At 61.7% G+C, this 18,201-nt stretch carries 18 protein-coding genes and 1 tRNA gene; 15 read left to right on the top strand and 4 right to left on the bottom strand.

Going from position 1 to position 18,201, the window contains the following annotated elements:
- Nucleotides 1-37 precede the first annotated feature (37 nt).
- Nucleotides 38-520 carry an Ohr family peroxiredoxin gene (locus BLW21_RS12425; RefSeq protein WP_092740465.1) on the bottom strand — a complete coding sequence of 161 codons (483 nt, stop codon included), beginning with the start codon at nt 518-520 and terminating at the stop codon, nt 38-40.
- Between the two features lie 150 nt (nt 521-670).
- Between BLW21_RS12425 and BLW21_RS12420 the strand changes: the two genes are divergently transcribed.
- From BLW21_RS12420 to BLW21_RS12410, 3 genes are all read left to right on the top strand, one after another.
- Nucleotides 671-742, top strand: a tRNA-Arg gene (locus BLW21_RS12420).
- A 401-nt stretch (nt 743-1,143) separates the two neighbouring features.
- On the top strand, nt 1,144-1,635 hold the full coding sequence (locus BLW21_RS12415; protein ID WP_245711892.1) for a fasciclin domain-containing protein: 492 nt from the start codon (nt 1,144-1,146) through the stop codon (nt 1,633-1,635).
- Nucleotides 1,636-1,815: 180 nt separating this feature from the next.
- Nucleotides 1,816-4,146 (top strand): endonuclease, encoded by a 2,331-nt coding sequence (locus BLW21_RS12410; RefSeq protein WP_092740463.1) that lies wholly within the window; start codon nt 1,816-1,818, stop codon nt 4,144-4,146.
- Between the two features lie 92 nt (nt 4,147-4,238).
- Here the strand turns inward: BLW21_RS12410 and BLW21_RS12405 are convergent, their stop codons facing one another.
- Nucleotides 4,239-4,523: a GNAT family N-acetyltransferase gene (locus BLW21_RS12405; protein ID WP_175470953.1), complete on the bottom strand. Its 285-nt coding sequence runs from the start codon at nt 4,521-4,523 to the stop codon at nt 4,239-4,241.
- 152 nt (nt 4,524-4,675) lie between these two features.
- Here BLW21_RS12405 and BLW21_RS12400 point away from each other — a divergent pair, with 152 nt between their 5' ends.
- The 4 genes from BLW21_RS12400 to BLW21_RS12385 all read left to right on the top strand — a co-directional run bounded on the left by BLW21_RS12400 (nt 4,676) and on the right by BLW21_RS12385 (nt 7,722).
- On the top strand, nt 4,676-5,152 hold the full coding sequence (locus tag BLW21_RS12400; RefSeq protein ID WP_092740459.1) for a hypothetical protein: 477 nt from the start codon (nt 4,676-4,678) through the stop codon (nt 5,150-5,152).
- Between the two features lie 41 nt (nt 5,153-5,193).
- Nucleotides 5,194-5,484, top strand: coding sequence for a hypothetical protein (locus BLW21_RS12395; RefSeq protein ID WP_092740457.1), 291 nt, complete (start codon nt 5,194-5,196; stop codon nt 5,482-5,484).
- A gap of 170 nt (nt 5,485-5,654) precedes the next feature.
- Complete coding sequence (locus tag BLW21_RS12390; RefSeq protein ID WP_092740455.1) at nt 5,655-6,815, top strand: Gfo/Idh/MocA family protein; 1,161 nt, start codon at nt 5,655-5,657, stop codon at nt 6,813-6,815.
- 91 nt (nt 6,816-6,906) lie between these two features.
- Nucleotides 6,907-7,722 (top strand): universal stress protein, encoded by an 816-nt coding sequence (locus tag BLW21_RS12385; protein ID WP_092740453.1) that lies wholly within the window; start codon nt 6,907-6,909, stop codon nt 7,720-7,722.
- A gap of 263 nt (nt 7,723-7,985) precedes the next feature.
- Here the strand turns inward: BLW21_RS12385 and BLW21_RS12380 are convergent, their stop codons facing one another.
- Nucleotides 7,986-10,115 carry a TonB-dependent receptor family protein gene (locus BLW21_RS12380; protein ID WP_092740451.1) on the bottom strand — a complete coding sequence of 710 codons (2,130 nt, stop codon included), beginning with the start codon at nt 10,113-10,115 and terminating at the stop codon, nt 7,986-7,988.
- A gap of 119 nt (nt 10,116-10,234) precedes the next feature.
- Between BLW21_RS12380 and BLW21_RS12375 the strand changes: the two genes are divergently transcribed.
- The 8 genes from BLW21_RS12375 to BLW21_RS12340 all read left to right on the top strand — a co-directional run bounded on the left by BLW21_RS12375 (nt 10,235) and on the right by BLW21_RS12340 (nt 16,077).
- Nucleotides 10,235-10,966 carry a hypothetical protein gene (locus tag BLW21_RS12375; protein ID WP_092740449.1) on the top strand — a complete coding sequence of 244 codons (732 nt, stop codon included), beginning with the start codon at nt 10,235-10,237 and terminating at the stop codon, nt 10,964-10,966.
- Nucleotides 10,967-11,034: 68 nt separating this feature from the next.
- On the top strand, nt 11,035-11,586 hold the full coding sequence (locus BLW21_RS12370) for a hypothetical protein (RefSeq protein ID WP_092740447.1): 552 nt from the start codon (nt 11,035-11,037) through the stop codon (nt 11,584-11,586).
- An 86-nt stretch (nt 11,587-11,672) separates the two neighbouring features.
- On the top strand, nt 11,673-12,002 hold the full coding sequence (locus BLW21_RS12365) for a hypothetical protein (RefSeq protein ID WP_092740445.1): 330 nt from the start codon (nt 11,673-11,675) through the stop codon (nt 12,000-12,002).
- 133 nt (nt 12,003-12,135) lie between these two features.
- Entirely contained in the window at nt 12,136-13,077 is a 942-nt protein-coding gene (locus BLW21_RS12360) for an alpha/beta fold hydrolase (RefSeq protein WP_092740443.1), read from the top strand.
- A gap of 40 nt (nt 13,078-13,117) precedes the next feature.
- The gene (locus BLW21_RS12355) at nt 13,118-13,684 is read left to right on the top strand and encodes a DUF7010 family protein (protein WP_092740441.1); all 567 of its coding nucleotides are present in this window, start codon (nt 13,118-13,120) and stop codon (nt 13,682-13,684) included.
- 66 nt (nt 13,685-13,750) lie between these two features.
- Nucleotides 13,751-14,806 carry a sensor histidine kinase gene (locus BLW21_RS12350; protein WP_092740439.1) on the top strand — a complete coding sequence of 352 codons (1,056 nt, stop codon included), beginning with the start codon at nt 13,751-13,753 and terminating at the stop codon, nt 14,804-14,806.
- A 121-nt stretch (nt 14,807-14,927) separates the two neighbouring features.
- Entirely contained in the window at nt 14,928-15,677 is a 750-nt protein-coding gene (locus tag BLW21_RS12345) for a LytR/AlgR family response regulator transcription factor (protein WP_092740437.1), read from the top strand.
- A 148-nt stretch (nt 15,678-15,825) separates the two neighbouring features.
- Nucleotides 15,826-16,077, top strand: a complete 252-nt coding sequence (locus BLW21_RS12340) for a hypothetical protein (protein ID WP_092740435.1) — start codon at nt 15,826-15,828, stop codon at nt 16,075-16,077.
- 155 nt (nt 16,078-16,232) lie between these two features.
- Here BLW21_RS12340 and paaN read toward each other — a convergent pair whose 3' ends face one another.
- Nucleotides 16,233-17,909 (bottom strand): phenylacetic acid degradation protein PaaN, encoded by a 1,677-nt coding sequence (paaN, locus tag BLW21_RS12335; RefSeq protein ID WP_092740433.1) that lies wholly within the window; start codon nt 17,907-17,909, stop codon nt 16,233-16,235.
- Nucleotides 17,910-18,201 lie beyond the last annotated feature (292 nt).

Here is an 18,201-nt window from a genome sequence, read left to right as displayed (position 1 = left end):
CGTTCAACGGCCATTCTTGCTTACTGCTTAGCGGGTTTTACTTCTCGCTGGCAACACCGGCGTTGTCTTCGGCTTTCACGGAAATGGCTTTGCCCTTCACGCGCAGCTCCACTTCCATATTGCCACGGGTACCCACCGAGTAGGGGCAGATAGTGTGGGCCTGGCGCACCATATCCATGGTTTTCTGCTCGTCGAAGGCTTTCAGGTCCACATCGAGCACAGCCGAAAGTCCGTAGGCTTCGCCCTCCTGGAACAACGAGACCGAACATTTTACTTCGGTACCGGGGTCGAGCTTGTCGCCGGCGCGCTGGGCAATAACGAGTAGCGCCTGCTGAAAGCAGGAGGAGTAGCCGGCGGCAAACAGCTCCTCGGGGTTAGTGGCGTTCTTTTTGCCACCCAGGCCTTCGGGCACCGACATTTCGAGGTCGATGATGCCGGTAGCGGAGCGGACATGGCCGCTACGGCCGCCGATAGCGGTGGCGTCGGCGGTATAGAGCGTCTTTTTTTCGGTGCTTGCCATAAAAAGGAATAGCTGGTGAGAAAGAGGTTTGGCTAATTAACTGCCTAGCCCGTCGGAAGGTTACTTGGCAGGGGTACAGGATTTCGCAGAAAAAGCGGAAACAGGTTTGGCAAACGCCCTTTTTCTCTCTAGTTTTGCGCCTCACTACCGGGTTGCGTAGTACAACGGATAGTATGGGAGCCTCCGAAGCTCTAGATCTAGGTTCGATTCCTAGCGCGACCACACCTAAGCCCTCTGCCTGAACGCGGAGGGCTTTTTTTATGCCCTTTGGGTGAGGCTGGGCAGGAAGCAGTGGCGGCGGCGCATCTTTTGAGCCAAGTAGCTCGTATAAGGCGGGCGCTTACCTCAACGGTACGCCTGAGTTTCCACTCCTACTAAATTGCCTACCTATGAACAAGTATTTGCTTTCCGCCCTGGCTCTTTCCCTTACCTTCAGTGCCGGCTCGGCCGTAGCCCAGGGTAAGATGACCAAAAAATCGGACGACGAAAAGACCAAGGTTACTACCGAAGATGGGATGATGACCAAGACCAAGGTAGCCGACGATGGCAAGACCAAGGTTAAGGGCAAATCGGCCAATGGAGCCAAAATGAAGGCTACTACCAAGCCCCGCGAGGGTGCCGATATGGCCGACATGAGCATGACCAACTCGGCCGGAGTAATGGTGGGGGGAGCTATGATGACGCCTGATAAGGACATTGTAGACAATGCCGTTAACTCTTCTGACCACACCACGCTGGTAGCCGCCGTGAAGGCCGCCGATTTGGTAAACACGCTTAAGAGTGACGGACCATTCACCGTATTCGCTCCCACCAACGCCGCCTTCGACAAGCTGCCCGCTGGCACTGTGAACACGTTGGTAATGCCCGAAAACAAAGCCAAGCTTACCACCATCCTAACTTACCACGTAGTACCCGGCCGCCTGATGGCCGCCGACCTTAAGGATGGGCAGACGCTGACCACTGTAGAGGGCGAAACGCTGATGGTGCACCGTAGCGGTAACTCGGTGATGTTGCACGATGCCAAAGGCGGCATGGCCACGGTAACGGTAGCCGATGCCGTATCGAAGAATGGCGTTACCCACGTTATTGATACCGTGCTGATGCCGACGAAGTAAGACTTCAAAATTTCTGAAAACTGCCAAAGCGTCCGACCCTCTATGGGGTCGGACGCTTTTTTTGTTCGCGCCGGCCAAGACGGCGCTTCTTTATAAAAGCGTCAACAGCTGAGCGTTTGCGGGCGGAGGATCTTTGCCGATCTTTACGGACAGTTTGGTTTTCACTCTTCTTACTACTTGATGAAACACTTTTTCGCCCGCATGCTGACCGCCGTGCTGTGCCTTGGGCTGGGCATGGCCTCAGCCCAGACCATGCCTCAGGCTCCGCCCACTGCCTTGCAGGGCCAGAACCTGAAAGACTGGCTGCGCCAGAACTGGTACGACGGCAAGCGCGTGGAGCTCGATTACGGCACTGCCCGCGGCCGGATGTACAACTACGTAGACAACCAGAACGGCCGCTTGGTGTGCGTGTACTCGGGCTACACCGAGAACGTACGGCTCGATTCGACTAACACCAGCACCGGCGTAGTGAAGCAGATCAACTGCGAGCATACCGTGCCGCAGTCGTGGTTTGATGAGCAGGTGCGGATGCGCTCGGATATTCACCACTTGTTCCCGACCTACATCACCTGGAACTCGAACCGCGGCTCCGACCCGTTTGCCGAAATTCCTGACAACCAGACCCAGCTCTGGATGCGCGGCACGGTGGGCCAGACGACGATTCCGACGACCAACATCGACGAGTACAGCGAGGATACCAACTCGCAGTTTGAGCCCCGCGAAGACCACAAGGGCAATCTGGCCCGGGCCCTCTTCTACTTCTACACCATGCACCAGGGCCAGAAATTTGACCCGGGAAAAGATGTAATTACGGCCGCCGCCGACCTGAACACGCTCTATCAGTGGCATTTGGCCGACCCGGTTGATCCAACTGAGCGGGAGCGTAACCGGCGCGCCGCTAAAAGCCAGGGCAACTTCAACCCCTACATTGCCTACCCCGACTTAGTGGCCCGCGCCTGGGGCTTCCAGGTACTGCCAACCTTCGCGTTTGCCACCGCTACCGGCAGCATTGCCGAGGGCAACAGCGGCACCAGCACCTACACCACCAGCGTGACCATCAGCCCCGCTCCTACTACTGCGCTTACCGTGCAGCTGAGCCTGGCGGCGGCCAGCTCGACGGCCACCAGCGGCCAGGATTTCGTCTTCACTACGCCCCAGACCCTGACCTTTACCGCCGGCCAGACCACCCAGCCGGTTACCGTTACCATCAACGGCGACCTGACGCCCGAGGCCGATGAAACCGTGGTGCTGGCCCTGAGCAACCCCTCGACCGGCGCGGCCGTGGGCGGCCCGGCCCAGCACGAGCTCACCATTCTCAACGACGACGGCCCGGCCCCCACCATTCAGTTTGCCACGGCTAAAGCCAGCGTAAACGAGGGCAACAACGGCACCAGTGTTTACTCGGTAAGCGTAACGCTGACCGGCCCGGCGCCCACGGCGGCCGTTACGATTCCGGTAGTTGTGCTGGCGTCCGGCACCACTGCCACATCACCCGCCGACTATACCCTGAATACGACCAGCCTCACGTTTGCGGCCGGCCAGGTAGACCAGACCCAGGCCGTAACCGTGAGCATTGTGGGCGATGTGCTGCCCGAGCCCAACGAAACGGTGCTGCTGGCCCTGGGCACGCCCACCACGGGCGGCGCGGTGCTCGGCCCCCTGCGCACCCACGAGCTAACCATTCTCAACGACGATGTGGCGCTGCCCGCCGAGCCCTGCACGGCATTATACTTCTCGCGCTACATTGAAGGCAAAGCCAGCAATACCAAGGCCATTGCCATCTACAACCCTTCTACTACCTCAATCGACCTGGAAGGTATTACCGTAAGCCTGTTCAGCAACGGTGCTAAAACGGCCACTGCTACGGTCGAGCTTACCGGCACCGTGGCCTCCGGCAGACAGTATGTAATTGCCAACTCCGGCGTGGCTTCGCCCATTGTGAAAGCCCAAGCGGATTTAGAATCGAATGTGGGCTTTTTCAATGGCGATGATGCCTTGCTGCTCATGGATGGCAGCGATACGCTCGACATTATCGGTGTTATCGGGCAGCAGCCGGTTGGCGGCTGGCAGTTGCCCGGCGGCGGCAGTACTACCGATGCTACGCTGATGCGCCTACCAACCGTAAAACAGGGGCAACCGCGCTGGGCCGCTGCCCGGGCCGAGTGGGCATTTTTGGGTACCGACGTGTACGACCAAATCGGTCCCCATTCCAGCAACTGCTTAATAATTACGGGCACTACTGGCGCGGCCCGTTTGGGCGAGGGCCTGGAGGTGTTCCCCAACCCGGCCACCGGCCGCGTGCAGGTGCGCCTGCCTCAGCTGCGGGGCCGGCAGTCGGCCAGCATCAGCCTTTATAACATGCTGGGCCAGCAGGTGCTGAGCCGCACCCAGCCACTATCGGCCACCGAAACGGCTACGCTCGACGTGCAGCCGCTGGCCGAGGGCCTGTACCTGCTGCGCGTAACGGCCGACGGCGTAACCTACACCAACCGCGTAGAAGTACGCCGGTAGGTTCGGCCCAAGCAACTAACAACCAAAAAGCCCCTGATGTCCTTGCGGATGTCAGGGGCTTTTTGCTGGTTGGATTCTGGGTTGCAGAGCCCTTAGCTTCCTTCCACCAAATCCTGGTAGTCGGGGTGCTGAGCCACGTAGCCGGCCATAAACGAGCAGGTGGTACGCACTTTCAGGTTGTTTTCGCGGGCGTAGGCCAGGGAGGCTTTGGCCAGTTCGTCGCCGATACCCTGGCCGCGCAACTCCTCCTCAACGAAAGTATGGGTGAAGTCGATGACGCCCTCGGTGGGGAGGCTATAGGATAGCTCGGCCGAATGGCCATCCTGGGAAACGGTAAATTCCTGATTTTCGGGGTGGTGCTGAATAGGAAGCGACATAGAAGGAGCAAAAAGGGGGAAGAATTGGAAGGCGGGAAAGGCGCAAGCCCAACTGGACACCGCCATTTCCTGGAAGTTTACGTATGAATGGCAAGAGCGGCTACCTACGTTGCCGTTTCTTCCCTATTCTCCCCTACTCCTACTCTTTTCTTATGTCGACCACTCCCATCAACGCCCCCGACCCTTCCCGCGACCCTTTGCAGACTGTCCACGATACCCCCAACTACGGCGAATTTGGCCACCCCGACAATCCGAAAGCGCCGACGAATGAAAACGAAAGCGTAACGAAAGGGGGCGAGTCGGCCCCTTCGGTGGCCTTTGCCGAACAACGCGGCAGCGCCCCGCAAAACCTCGACCCGGCCGCCGTGCGCCAGGCCGAAGACGCCGAGTACGATGAGCAGCGTGAAGGGTGGGCCAAAGACGACCCCCGCTACGGCGGCGGCACCCGCAACTGGCCCACCAACGAACCGGCCAACCACACCACTGCCCCGGCTTCCGATACCCAAGAGGAGCGCAACACCAACGTAGGTACCAACGACAACCCCGACGAATTCAGCGCCCTGCGCGCCGACAACGGCCGTGGCATTCCCGGCTCGGGCAAGGAAAACGAAATGCCGAACAACGATTAAGGGCGCCACGCCTTTTTCCTTCACCCCAGACCCACTTTGTGATGAGCACCGATAAAAAAAACGAATCCAACGATAAGCTGAACCAGGACCCCGCCGCCGCCCTCGACGCGAAAAATAGCAACCTGACCGAGGAGCAGCAAAAGCACCGCGAGGAACTGTACGGCTATAAGCACGACGCCGAAGGCACGCTCGACACGAGCACGCAACTCGAAAATGCTATGTCGGGCACGCCCAGCGGCGCTACTACCGGTCCCGACCCCGATACCGAATCAACTACCGACGAGCTGCGCATTACGGGCTTCAACAATCCCATCGACGACAACAACCGCTAAGCTCATACGGCATAGCCTTATTTCTGGCCCCTTTGCCCGCGTGGCGAAGGGGCTTTTTGGCAGGTTAGCGGAGCTGATTCTGCGGATGAGCCTACACGCAAAGTGGCTGTCCGTCGTAACAAGAGGCCTTTTTACCCGTTGAATCAGATTCACCCGTTGCCCGCTTCCGGATGGACTCAACTTTCTCATCGGCTTCGCGACGGCAGTTTCTGCGCCGGGCTGGCCTGGGTACGGCCCTGGCTGCAGTAGCCGGCCCCAGCGCCGCTTTCCCACTCTCCTCAACCGAATCAGCTGCTATGCAACACGCCGACCAGAAGAAGATTGGCTTCGCCATTGTGGGCCTGGGTAAGTTTGCCACTGAGCAGATGATGCCCGCATTCAAAGAAACCAAGCACGCCCGCCTGGTGGCGTTGGTTAGCGGCTCGCCCGACAAAGCTGCCCGCCTGGCCCGCGCGTACGGCATCGAGCCGAAAAACATCTACAACTACCAGAACTTCGATACCATTCGCGACAACCCCGCCGTGGAGGTGGTGTACGTGGTGCTGCCGCCCGCCCTGCACGCCGAGTACACCGAGCGGGCCGCCCGCGCCGGCAAGCATGTGCTCAGCGAAAAGCCTATGGCACCTACCGTAGCCGACTGCCAGCGCATGATTGAGGCCTGCAAAAAAGCCGGCAAGAAGCTCATGATTGCCTATCGGGCCCAGTACGAGCCCTTCAACCTCGATGCCATTGCCCGCATCCGCCGCGGCGAATTGGGCAAGCTACTGCAAATCACGGCCGACCACGGCCGCATTGTAGACCCGGTAGACGACCCGGCCGATACCTGGCGCGTGGTGCAGAAAATGGCGGGCGGGGGCTCACTCATGGACATCGGCATCTACTCGCTCAACGCCGCCCGCTACCTTACCGGCGAGGAGCCCACCGAGGTAACGGCCCAGGAAATGACCGATAAGTCGGACCCGCGCTTCCAGGAAGTGGAGGACCGTATTCATTTCACACTGCGCTTTCCCGGCGGCACACTGGCTACCTGCACCAGCGCCTACAGCATTCAGCAGGTGAAGCGTTTCCGCGCCTTCGGCTCGCAGGCCTGGCTCGACCTCGACCCGGCCACCGATTACGACCGGCACCACCTAGTTATCGGCGATAAAGAAGGTCAGCGCGAGCCCCAGCTCAAGGAAGGCAACCAGTTTGCTGCCGAACTCGACCACATGGCCGAGTGCGTACTCAAAAATAAAACGCCCAAAACCCCCGGTGAAGAAGGCCTGCGCGATATCCGCCTCGTGCACGCCATTTACGAAGCCGCCCGCACCGGCAAGAAGGTGAAAGTGTAGTGAAATTGAGGTATATAGAGCTATAACTGCCGCCGGCAGGACCGCTCTCGGGTTAAGAGCGGGCTTTTTCACCTTGTTACCCTCTGGCCTTATGACTGCTCCGCTGCTCGTTCTAACCGATTTCAGCCCCGATGCCGACCTGGCCCTGCGCCATGCCGCGGCGCTGGCTGCGTTGCTGAAGGCACCTTTGCGGCTGCTGTACGTGCGCCGCGAGAGTCTGCTCGATCCGGAAGCCTTTACCGGCAGCATCCGCCACCTGAGCGACGCGCAGATTGAAGCGGCCTTTGCCGAGCGCACGGCGGGCCTGCCGGTGTCCGTGCTCAGCGAGGCGGTATCCGACCGGCTACCGGAGGCTTTGGCCGCTGCCGTGGAGCAGTACGCGCCAGCCCTGGTGGTGCTGGGCAAGCCCGACACCCAGCAAACGCCCGACCAACTGGTGAGCACCACGGCCCTGCAGCTGCTGCGCTCTACCAACACGCCGCTGCTGGTCGTGCCGCAGTCGGCCGGTGCGCCGGCGCCGCCCCGCCACCTGCTGCTGGCCGTTGATGGGGAGCCGCTTGATTTTGCTACGCCCCCAACCGGGCTGCGGGCGTTGCTGGAAGAACTGCGGCCACGTTTCAGCAGTTGCCATGTGGCCTCTAAAGCCACCACCACATCCGTATCTGCCGCCGAAACCCTCACCGCCAGTCCGCTGCTGGCCGGCCTGGGGCTGCCGGTTACAGCACACAACATGGTCGATTCTGACGTACCGGGAGCCATTGTGCGCGCCGCCACCGAACTGCAGGCCGATTGGCTGGTGCTACCGGCGCGCCGGCGCAGTTTCTGGGGGCAGCTGTTCAACCAGAGCGTAACGGCGCAGGTACTCTTGCACAGCCCCCGACCCATATTGCTGCTGCCAACTTCTTGATTTTTTTGAGTGGATAGCTATTAGATACACTCAAGAGGCGTGCAATTCGGACAGCGTTTCCGGCAGTTTACTGCACCTTTATTGAACGGAGCCAACAGCTGTTAGCTACGAAGCTGTTTACAAAGGCGTCTTTTTTACGAGTGTGTCATCCTGAGCGCAGCGAAGGACCTTATCACGACTGAGCCGCCATTGTGCAGCCATGGCAAGGTCCTTCGCTGCGCTCAGGATGACAGAATTTTTGACTTTCTAAACAGCTTCTATAGCTAAAAACTGGCCCGGATGCCCGCGTACCAGTTGCGAGCGGCGGCGGGCTGGAAGTAGCGGCCGCCGAACCCGTTGAGGTCGTTGCCCAACGAGTAGCGGCGGTTGCCCAGGTTTTCGCCGCCCCCGAACACATCCAGCGTGAGCGGGCCCAGTGGGCCGCGCCAGCCGCCCCGCGAACCAATGGTCCAGTAGCCAGCGGCGTAAGCGGTGTTGGCATCGTTGAGCGGCAGGCGGGTCTGGTGGTTGACAGTGGGGCTGAGGTAGAAGCCGTGACGCTGGCGCAAATCGAGGCCGGCTGTGAGCGTGTGAGGCGCGGTGCCGGTGAGGCGGTTGCCGCTGTAATCCTGACCGCCGCGCTGGTAGCTACCGAAACGGTAGTGGTTGTAGGCATAGCTCACGAAGGCCCGCAGGCCGACTTCCTCATCAGCAGCACTCCCCGAAGAACGGACAGTTTGGGCCTTGCTGCTTGTAACATCGGATTGCCACAGCCAGCCGCTAACCGCCACCTCGGCCCCGCGTTGGCGGGTGGTGCCGGCGTTGAGGAAAAGCTGGGTGCCCAGGTCGGTGGTGCGGGTGGTGATGGTCTGGCGCAGGCGCTGGTCGTAGAGGGCCACATCGTAGCGCAGGCGCTGCCGCCAGACTTTCCCGCGCGCCCCCAGCTCGTAGCTGGTGGCCCGCTCGGCCTGCAGGGCCTGGTTGATAGAGCCGTCGGAAGGCCGGATTTCTTCCTCGGTAGGCGGCGAGAAGCCCGTGCTCACGCTACCATACACCGACAACCCCGGCCCAAACTCGCGCAACAGCGCCACCCGCGGCGACACCTGGGGCCGGAAGTCGCGGTTTAACTCGTAGCCCATAGGGTTGGCAGCGGCATCAGAGAGGCGGCTGATGCGGTAGCGCAGGCGGTTGTAGCTGGCCCCCACCGTCAGCAGCAGTTCGGCGGGCAGCTCGTAGTCGGCCTGAGCGAAGGCGAAGCCAGTGAGGGTGCGAATTTCGTCATCGTAGCGCAATGGCCCGGGCTGGCCGGCGCGGTTCTGGTAGTTGCGGGCACTCTTGAAACCCGTTTGCGCCTCGGTGCCGGCCTGCAGGCGCAGGGTGCGGCCGGCCAGAGCCGTGCGGTAGCTGAGCACCGTGCGTCCGCCCCCGCCCAGCAGGGTGTTGCGCTCGAAATCAATTAAATACGGCGTATTGATGCGACTGCCACTCAGGTACAGCACCGAGCGCAACGTGAGGCGCTCGGTAAAGCGGGCTTCGTGGTTGGCCCCCAGCAGGCCGGTGCGCGAGGCGTAATAGGTGCGCTGTTGCACGGTACCGGGCGCGGTGGCCGTGCCCGGCCGGGCCTGGCGCGGGTCGGCCTCGAACTGTGCCCGCGTGAGGCCGCCGGGCAGCTGGTAGTCGATGTCGGCGTAGAGGGCGTGCAGGCTCACGGTCTGGCGCTCGGTGAGCTGCCACTCGCCATCCAGGCTGAGCACGTCGCGGCGCAGGGCGCTTTGCTGGCGGTAGCCGTCGAGCGTCTGGCGGGCGTAGGCGGCGCGCAGGTAGCCGGTGGCAGTGGCCGTTTCGATGGCCACGGTGCTGCGCCGCAGCCCGTAGCTGCCCGCCGTAAAGCCCGCCGAAACGTGCGTGCCGGGCGTGGCGGGGCGGCGGCCCGTTAGCAGCACGGCCCCGCCGGTACCGGCCCCATACACGCTGGCAGCCGGACCTTTTATCACCCCCAGCCCGCCCAGCAAGCTGGGGTCGAGCAGGTTGAGAGGCGTGCTACCGCTGGCCTCGGTGAAGGGCAGACCCTGGTAATAGACCTTGGTGTTGCGCACCCCGAAGGGCGAGCGGAGCGTGCTGCCGCGCACGCTGAGGCGGTAGCTGGCGGTGGCCCGCTCCTCCAGCCGCACGCCGGGCAGCGTATTCACGGCCTGGGTAAGGGCATTATCCGGAAACCGCTCAAAGTCGGCCCGGTCGAGGGTGCCTACGGCGGCGGCCGTGCGGCGCAGTGGCAGCTGCTGGCCGTAACCCGCCACGGTGGCTTCGGGCAGGGCTACGGCGCGGGCGGTATCGGGCGGGGCGGGGGCAGCGGGAGGCGTTTGGGCCAGGGCCGGCAGGGGCAGCAGCAGCAGCGCGGCAGAGCAATAGCGCATCAACAGGAAAAACAGGTAGATTGGGTTCTACTAACCCCAAAATTACCCCCGGAGTTGGTTTCGTCTGAACATCGGCCTGAAACCATCCATTTATCTCTGATTATGTACCCGTTAGCTTTATGCTCCTACTGCCCCTCCCCCGCCGCTACCGCCGCCCCCTGCTGCTGCCCCCGGGCCTACTGGCGCTGGCTTGGCTGCTGTGGCTGGGTTGCGTGGCGTTGCCGCAGGTGCGGGGGATGCGGGTGCAGCACGTGATGGAAATAACCTTTCCTCCATTACGACCTAACTCAATTATTCTTGCTGATCATGCTGTAGAGGGCACCTCTCTTCCCTACTCTTCGCCAGCTATAATTGCAGCCTTCCGCCCTTGGCAAACATTGGCGGTAACAGGCAACCTGTTTGAAGACTACTTTGCCTTGCGTAACGTCCAAGCCGTTTTTCGTCACTTGGGAGCCGACCCCAATTACAACCGGGGCCTACAAGTACGAATTGGTCAGGAGGCTAGCTATTCCAGTCTGATTCAACTATTGGACTGGTGCAATATGTATGACATGAAAAGGTATTGGGTTGACATCCGCCATGAGCCGACGACTCTATACACTTTCACTAGCAAGCCTGACCCGAATTACAAGGAAATACCCGATTGGGTTTGTGGGGTATCTGGCGGTTATCTACCTCCTGTGCTTCATAAACCATTTTGGGTGCAGTTCGACGATTTCATCACGGCCTTCTGGAAGTTCGGTTGGTTCGCCCCACTCCTATCCCCCGACTGGCGCAACTCCACGCTACTGCTGCTGCTACTCGGTGCCGTGTCCGCCTACCGGCTCGGGCGGAACTGGTGGGCCCGTTGAGTTGACCAACGTATTATCAAGAACAAAAAGCTATCAGCTAATAGCTTTAAGCTAACAGCTCCCAAAAGATGCTTTCCCCCGACCTGCGCAAAGCCCTGCTGGCCCTGCCGACCAAAGAAAAAGACCAGCTGCTCACCAAGCTCGTGGCCAAAGACGCTGTGCTGATCGAGCAGCTCGCCTTCCGGCTGCTGGAGGGCGACGACGCGCTGGAAACCCGCCGCGAAGTGCTGCAACAGCAGGTCGACGACCCGGTGCGCGGCTTCCACCAAACGCCCAACGACCTGCTGCATATTGTGCGGCAGCTCCAGCAGCGGCTCAGCTACCACGCCAAAGTTACGGCCGACACCCAGGGCGAAATCGAGCTGACGCTGCGGCTGCTGACCAATGTGCTGCGCGAGCAGCCCGAGGCTACGGCCCGCCTGCACGGCCCCACCCAGCCGCTGCTCCAGCACCTCGCGCGCCGCACCCACGAGGTGCTCAAACAGTTCGGCAAGCTGCACGAGGACTACCGTGTCGAGTATGCCCCGGCCGTAAACGAGCTGCTGACGTTGCTTTACGCTTCGGCTGCCGCCCCGCTGGCCCGCGAGCTGGATTTGCCGGTCGTGTGGGGCAACGGCTGAAGATAACTTCGGCGAAGAACCACCGTTTCCTTACTTGCGGCCGGCTACTATGCGCGGCCACGTTTCACCTCCTTTTTTTTCTGGCAATGGCTACCGTTCCCGACCCCGACCATATCCGCGTTCCGGCCCACCTGAGCGCCGCCAACCTGCAGCGGGCCCTCGATGAGCTGGACGATAAAATCCAGACGCTGCACCGGCGGGCCCACGCCACCGTGGCGGGCTCCACTGCTACCTATCAGCAGCACGCCGAGGCCCTCGAAGGCAAGCGCGCCCGCCTGCTCGCGCAGCTGCACCAGGCCACGGCGGCCTCACCCACCGAAGCAGCCGCGGCTCCACCTGCTTCCGAAACGGGCGTGTGGGAAGAAATCCGGCGCGGCGTGGAGAACCTGCGGCAGGATTTGCGCGACCTGCTGTAAAAGGGCCGCCGCCATTCGGGCCGCCCCACCAGCCATTCGACGGGCCGATTGACCGTTCGCGGAAAAGTAGTTTCAGGGACGCCGGAGGAGCAGTAGGTTTGAATCATCTACTTCACCTCTCTTCCTCTTCCCCATGAAACTGACCGCCGCCCTCCGCCCCTTCGCTGCCGCCGCCCTGCTACTGGCCACCACTGCCCTGCCTGCCGCCGCTGCTGCTCCGACCCCTGCCCTGGCCGCCGCCGTGGCCGATAATCCGGCCGCGCACCCCAACTTCTCGGTGCGGGTGGTGGGCAAGGGCGCGCCCATGCTGCTGATTCCGGGCCTGACCTGCCCCGGCGCGGTCTGGGACGAAACGGTGGCCCGCTACCAGAAGCAGTACCAGTGTCACATCGTTAGCCTGGCCGGCTTCGGTGGCGCGGCGGCCCCGGCCAGCACCGATTCGCTGCTGCGCAACGTGCGCGACCAGCTGCTGACCTACATCCAGACTCAGAAGCTCAGCAAGCCCGTAGTGGTGGGCCACAGCCTGGGCGGCTTTATGGCCCTGTGGCTGAGCGTAACCCGCCCCGAAGCCCTGGGCCCGCTGGTAATTGTGGATTCGCTGCCGTTTCTGGCCGCCATGCAAAACCCCGACATGACGGTGGCCATGGCCCGCCCGATGGCCGCCAACATGCGCCGGCAGATGACCGGCCAGCTGCCCTACGCCGCCGCCCGCCAGATGTCGGCGACCATGATAACCGACACGGCCCGCATCAGCCAGGCTACCCGCTGGAGCATGGCCTCCGACCCCGCTACCGTAGGCCAGGCCATGTACGACCTCTACACCACCGATTTGCGCGCCGAGCTGGGCCGCATCAGGCAGCCCGTGCTGGTACTCGGGGCCTGGGCCGCCTACAAAGACTACGGCTCGACCAAGGAAAGCACCAAGGCCATTTTTGAGCGCCAGTACGCCGCCCTGCCCGCCCACCGCGTGGAGATGTCGGAAGCGGGCCGCCACTTCCTGATGTGGGATGACACAGCCTGGTTTTTCCAGCAGACCGACGCTTTCCTGAAGCAGTCGGCCGCGGCCCGCAAGTAGCCCGTACTTTTCCTACCGCTCCCTGCAAATACTCCCGGTTATGAGTCCGATTTCCCTCGACGAGCAGCGGCGCGCATTTACCAGCCGGCGGTTTCTGGCCATGCCACTGGCCGGCGCCACGGCCTGGCTGGTGGTAGCCGCTGCCGGGCTGCTGCTGCCGCCGCGCCCAGCGGTGTGGGTGCTCTACGGGGCCACGGGCAGCATTGTGTACCTGGGCATGCTGTTCTCGCGCATCACGGGCGAAGACTTCTTCCGGCGCGGCCAGCCCAAAAATTCCTTTGACACGCTGTTCTTTTACACCGTGGCCATGTCGCTGCTGGTGTACGCCGTGGCCATCCCGTTTTTCCTGGCCGATTACACATCCCTGCCGCTCACGGTGGGCATTCTGACGGGCCTGATGTGGCTGCCGCTGTCGTGGATTATTCAGCACTGGGTGGGTGTATTTCATGCCGTGGGCCGCACGGGGCTGCTGCTGGCCGCTTGGTATTTGTTGCCCACACAGCGCTTCGTAGTGCTACCGCTGCTGATTGTGCTGCTCTACGGTATTACTATTGTGGTGCTGGAACGGCGCTGGCACGGGCTACCGAAGGCAGCATCACCGAAATGAGCGCCCAGGGCAGTCCTCATTCAGGGCAAGCCCTGCTCATTCTTCCACATTTTCTGTCTTGCAAAAATGTCTGTGCCCGCCCCCAACCGCTCCTACTGGTACTGCCAGGCAACCGGCTGGACTCTTTACGCCACATTCAACCTGGTGGTCTTCTCCGCTTTGGGGCGGTTTTCGGTCGACGTCCTGCTCATCAGCCTGACTATTGCGCTGACCCTGCTGGGCCTGACTCACGCGCTACGCTACCACATCCGGGCGCGGGGCTGGGCGCAGCTGGCGCCATTGCCGCTACTGGGACGGCTGCTGGTGGCCAACCTGCTGCTATCGGTGCTAAGCCAGGTTATCGTCTGGGCCTTGATTTATTGGCTGATACGGCCGGCTCCTACCGGGCAACCCTACGGCTGGGGGCAGTTTATCGGCTACGCGCTGAACGTCAATATATTGCTGTGGCTCTGGGAAGGGTTTTACTTCGGCTGGCACTACCTGAGCCGCTCGCGCCAGGCCGAAGTAGACAAGTGGAAGCTGACGGCGGCCGTGCGCGAGGCCGAAATGCGTACGCTCAAGGCCCAGATCAACCCGCACTTCATGTTCAACGGGCTCAACAACATCCGGGCCCTGGTGATGGAGGACCCGGCCCGCGCCCGCGCCATGATTACCCACCTCTCCGACCTGCTGCGCTATTCCATCCAGCTCAATAGCACCGAGCAGGTGCCGCTGGCCCGCGAGCTGGAAATTGTGGAGCACTACCTCCAGCTCGAAGCCATGCAGCTCGAAGAGCGCCTGACGTATTCACTCGACGTGGACCCGGCCGCCCTGTCCGTCCTCATTCCGCCCATGACGGTGCAGCTGCTGGTGGAAAACGCCATCAAGCACGGCCTCGCGCCCCGTCCCGAAGGTGGCAGCATCAAGCTTACGGCCCAGCTCAACGACTCCAATACCCTGCACCTGAACGTGCGCAACACCGGCCGGTTTGCCCCCACGCCCGACCAGCCGCAGGGCGTGGGCCTGCGCAATGCCCGCGAGCGGCTGGCCCTGCTCTTCGGCCCCGCCGCCCACCTGCACCTGGCCAACGACCCGCACTGCCCCAACACCGTAGTGGCCCATTTGCAGCTGCCGGTTGGTTAGGGGTTAAGGGTTAGGGGTTAGGGGTTAGGGGTTAGGGGTTAGTGAGCTACGCATTACCCATTCAGTTGGGAGCGAAAAATCAGCGAAATCAATCCAATCAGCGTCAATCAGTGATGGAAATATGAGAACCCTTATCGTCGATGACTCGCGGCTGGCCCGCACCGAGCTGCGGCACCTGCTGGGCGCTTTCCCCGATGTGACCGTGGTGGGTGAGGCCCGGCACGCCGCCGAGGCCCGCGAGCTGCTGACCACCGTGCGGCCCGATTTGCTGCTGCTCGACATTCATATGCCCAGTGAAACCGGTTTCGAGCTCCTGGCCTCGCTGGAGGCCGCGCCCCAGGTAGTTTTCACTACGGCCTACGACGAGTACGCGCTGCAGGCTTTTGAGGTAAATGCGCTCGATTACCTGCTCAAGCCCATTCAGGAAGTGCGACTGGCGGCGGCCCTGCAAAAGGTGCAGGCGCGGCTGGCACCGGCGGAGCACCGCCCGGCAGTGGTGGCGAAGCCCGCGCCCGAGGCCCCGGCGCTATCCACGCTCACCGAGCAGGACCAGGTGTTTGTGAAGGATGGCGAGCAGTGTTGGTTTGTGCGCCTGGCTGAGGTAAGGCTGTTCGAAATCAACGGCAGCTACACCCAAATCTATTTCGACCAGCACCGCCCCCTGATTCCGCGCACCTTGCAGCACCTGGAGCAGCGGCTCGATACGCGCACCTTCTTCCGGGCCAACCGCCAGCAGATCATCAACCTCAATTGGGTAGAAAGCATCGAACCCTGGTTCAGCAACACACTCAAAATCAGGCTTCGCGGCGGGCCTGAGGTAGAAGTATCGCGCCAGCAGTCGGGGCGCTTTCGGGAACTACTGAGTTTATGAGCCCTGCGGGAAGTGGCTGGTATTTTTCCGCGGCCACTGTATCCTTTTAAGGTAGATCGGGGTACAAAGACCAAATAAGTAGCTGAGCTACTGCTACAATTCGTTGTTGGCGTAGCGGTTACGAGTTGTCAACCCTGCCCACTGCATTATGAAAAATACCTTACTCTGCTCCGTCCTGGGTCTTCTACTGGTAAGCACCGCCTCCTGCTCCAGCGGCGACAAAGCCATGGAACACCCCACTCGCTTCGGCAACACGTCCACTAAGCGCTCCAACGACCGGTCGCGTTCTTATAAAAACCGTACCCCAATTGGCCTGGGTATTGATTTGCATGCCAACGACCCGCAGAAATTCCGGATGGTGGACGCGCCCAAGAAGTACAAGTACAAAAAGGCCCGCTAGGTAGCTGGTAGCTGGTAGCTGGTAGCTGGTAGCTGGTAGCTGGTAGCTGACAAAACGAATAAGGCCCCGCACTCGGTTGAGTGCGGGGCCTTACTTTGTGCGAAGAAAAGCTTTTTTGAACGGAAGTTAACAGCTAATAGCTCTCAGCTAACAGCTTACATAACCGGCTCGCGGAAACCTACCCAGGTGAAGCGCTTGATAACGAACTCGGGGTTGGTGAAGCTGGCGTTGCCGGCCGGGTTGCCGCCGGTTACGTGGAAGTCGGAGAAGCCCGCGTTCTGGTTCACGTAGATGCCACCGGTGAGGTTGAAGCTGACGGGCGTGCCGGCCAAGCTCATCTCGTCCATAATCTGCTCCTTGATAGCCGAATCGGTGGTGTAAGCGCCGCACGAAATGGCGCCGTACTCGCGGGCCAAATCGGCCGCCAGGCGGATACTCTCCTGGGTGTCGCGGGTTTTGATAACGAGCATAATTGGGCCGAACAGCTCCTGGCTGAACTGCTCGACGCGGCTGGCATCGACCTCCTGAATGCTGGTGGAACAGGTGCGGGCGTTCTGGAACACGGGGTTATCTACGGTGCCATGGGCCAGCACCGAGCGGCTACCTTCGAGGGCCAGGTCGCGCACCCGCTCCTGAGTGGCGGCGCTTTGGATGGCGCCCAGCACGTGCGGGCCAGCCTTGGGGTTCTGGGCCAGGCTGGTTACCGCGGCGGCCAGCTTCTGCACCACGTCTTCGTAGGGCACCAGTTCGCCGGCCACTTTCACGCCACCTTCGGGAATGAAGAAGTTCTGGGGTGCGGTGCACATCTGCCCTGAGTACAGGCTCACCGAGAAGGCCAGGTTCTGGGCCACCTTGTCGAGGTCGTCGCAGGAGTCGAGGATGATGGAGTTGACGCCGGTTTTCTCGGTGAACACCGTCTTGCCTTTCAGCCCCTCAATGTACTCGCCGAAGGCCGAGCCACCGGTGTAGTCGATGAGCTTCACGGCCGGATTCTCGGCCAGCTCCTTGGCAATCAGGTGGTCGTTGGCGTCTACGGCCAGCTGGCAGATGCGCGGGTCGAGGCCGTGGGCGGCCAGTACTTTCTGCACCTCGGCCACCACAATGGCGATGGGCAGCACGGCCTTGGGGTGGGGCTTGATGATAACCGGGTTGCCGGTGACCAGCGAGGCGTACATGCCGGGCACCGTATTCCAGGTCGGGAACGTGGAGCAGCCGATAACCAGGGCCACGCCTTTGGGCACGGCACGCCAGGTTTTATGCAGCGTGATGTTGTACTTACCCATGGGCTTCTCCCAGCGGGTTTCCTCCGGGAAGCGGGTTTGCTCCTCGTAGCCGGCGGCAATGGCCTCCAGGGCCCGGTCGGCGGCGTGCGGCCCACTGGCCTGAAACGACATCATGTAGGCCTGCCCGGTGGTGTGCATGGTGGCGTAGGCGATTTCAAAAAACCGGTCCTTCATGCCCTCCAGCGTCTCCGTCAATAGCGCGGCGCGGTCGGCCGGCTTGAGCTTGCGCCACTGCCCGAATACTTCCTGGGCGTTCTGCACCAGCGTTTCGGGCTTGTAGTACGGGTACTCAATGCCCAGTGAAGCCTGCTCGTAGGGCGACTCTTCCTGGCCGGCCCAACCGGCGGGCTCGCCCTGCTGCAGCTCGGTGAAGCGCTGGTCGCGGTGGGCTTTGAAACTGGCGCGGCCTTCCTTATCGGCGTCGGCACCATAGATTTCGGGCGAGGGGTTTTCGGGGAAGGCGGCAAAGAACGTGCGGCCGTGCAGGGCCTCCACGGCCGCGTCGAGGGTGGCCTGGTGCTTCTGGGTGGTGTCGGTGGTAGTGGTCATGTAGAAAAATAAGGGTGGGAAAGCAGAGTACGATGCTACAGCAGCGGTAACCGAAAAGTAAACAGCAGGCCGCCAAAAACGGCTTCTTACTGCCCCCTTAGGCCCCGCCATACAACAATACCCCCGCCGCTGGCCGGCCAAGGCCGCTACTTCATCGAAAAGCGCGGGCCAACTGCTTCGGGGTGGCTAAATTTACGAAATAGGCCCCGAACCCGCCCGAACCAATCCGCCGGGGCCGCAGTTTCGTTTGCCTGAGCGTCGGACTACCGCGCGCTTCTACCCTATCTCTCTG

Origin of the sequence: Hymenobacter psychrophilus, assembly GCF_900107135.1 — a bacterium.
GTDB lineage: Bacteria > Bacteroidota > Bacteroidia > Cytophagales > Hymenobacteraceae > Hymenobacter > Hymenobacter psychrophilus.
Note: the sequence above shows the minus strand (reverse complement) of the source record. Positions and strands in the feature narration are given on the sequence as shown.

What these genes read in the sequence shown, in the direction of transcription:
- BLW21_RS12385 (WP_092740453.1), top strand. Translation starts at nt 6,907, where the DNA reads ATGACTGCTCCGCTGCTCGTTCTAACCGATTTCAGCCCCGATGCCGAC.
- BLW21_RS12390 (WP_092740455.1), top strand. Translation starts at nt 5,655, where the DNA reads ATGGACTCAACTTTCTCATCGGCTTCGCGACGGCAGTTTCTGCGCCGG.
- BLW21_RS12375 (WP_092740449.1), top strand. Translation starts at nt 10,235, where the DNA reads ATGCTCCTACTGCCCCTCCCCCGCCGCTACCGCCGCCCCCTGCTGCTG.
- BLW21_RS12380 (WP_092740451.1), bottom strand. Translation starts at nt 10,115, where the DNA reads ATGCGCTATTGCTCTGCCGCGCTGCTGCTGCTGCCCCTGCCGGCCCTG.
- BLW21_RS12340 (WP_092740435.1), top strand. Translation starts at nt 15,826, where the DNA reads ATGAAAAATACCTTACTCTGCTCCGTCCTGGGTCTTCTACTGGTAAGC.
- BLW21_RS12425 (WP_092740465.1), bottom strand. Translation starts at nt 520, where the DNA reads ATGGCAAGCACCGAAAAAAAGACGCTCTATACCGCCGACGCCACCGCT.
- BLW21_RS12400 (WP_092740459.1), top strand. Translation starts at nt 4,676, where the DNA reads ATGTCGACCACTCCCATCAACGCCCCCGACCCTTCCCGCGACCCTTTG.
- BLW21_RS12365 (WP_092740445.1), top strand. Translation starts at nt 11,673, where the DNA reads ATGGCTACCGTTCCCGACCCCGACCATATCCGCGTTCCGGCCCACCTG.
- BLW21_RS12360 (WP_092740443.1), top strand. Translation starts at nt 12,136, where the DNA reads ATGAAACTGACCGCCGCCCTCCGCCCCTTCGCTGCCGCCGCCCTGCTA.
- BLW21_RS12370 (WP_092740447.1), top strand. Translation starts at nt 11,035, where the DNA reads ATGCTTTCCCCCGACCTGCGCAAAGCCCTGCTGGCCCTGCCGACCAAA.
- BLW21_RS12405 (WP_175470953.1), bottom strand. Translation starts at nt 4,523, where the DNA reads ATGTCGCTTCCTATTCAGCACCACCCCGAAAATCAGGAATTTACCGTT.
- BLW21_RS12355 (WP_092740441.1), top strand. Translation starts at nt 13,118, where the DNA reads ATGAGTCCGATTTCCCTCGACGAGCAGCGGCGCGCATTTACCAGCCGG.
- BLW21_RS12395 (WP_092740457.1), top strand. Translation starts at nt 5,194, where the DNA reads ATGAGCACCGATAAAAAAAACGAATCCAACGATAAGCTGAACCAGGAC.
- paaN (WP_092740433.1), bottom strand. Translation starts at nt 17,909, where the DNA reads ATGACCACTACCACCGACACCACCCAGAAGCACCAGGCCACCCTCGAC.
- BLW21_RS12410 (WP_092740463.1), top strand. Translation starts at nt 1,816, where the DNA reads ATGAAACACTTTTTCGCCCGCATGCTGACCGCCGTGCTGTGCCTTGGG.
- BLW21_RS12345 (WP_092740437.1), top strand. Translation starts at nt 14,928, where the DNA reads ATGAGAACCCTTATCGTCGATGACTCGCGGCTGGCCCGCACCGAGCTG.
- BLW21_RS12350 (WP_092740439.1), top strand. Translation starts at nt 13,751, where the DNA reads ATGTCTGTGCCCGCCCCCAACCGCTCCTACTGGTACTGCCAGGCAACC.
- BLW21_RS12415 (WP_245711892.1), top strand. Translation starts at nt 1,144, where the DNA reads ATGGCCGACATGAGCATGACCAACTCGGCCGGAGTAATGGTGGGGGGA.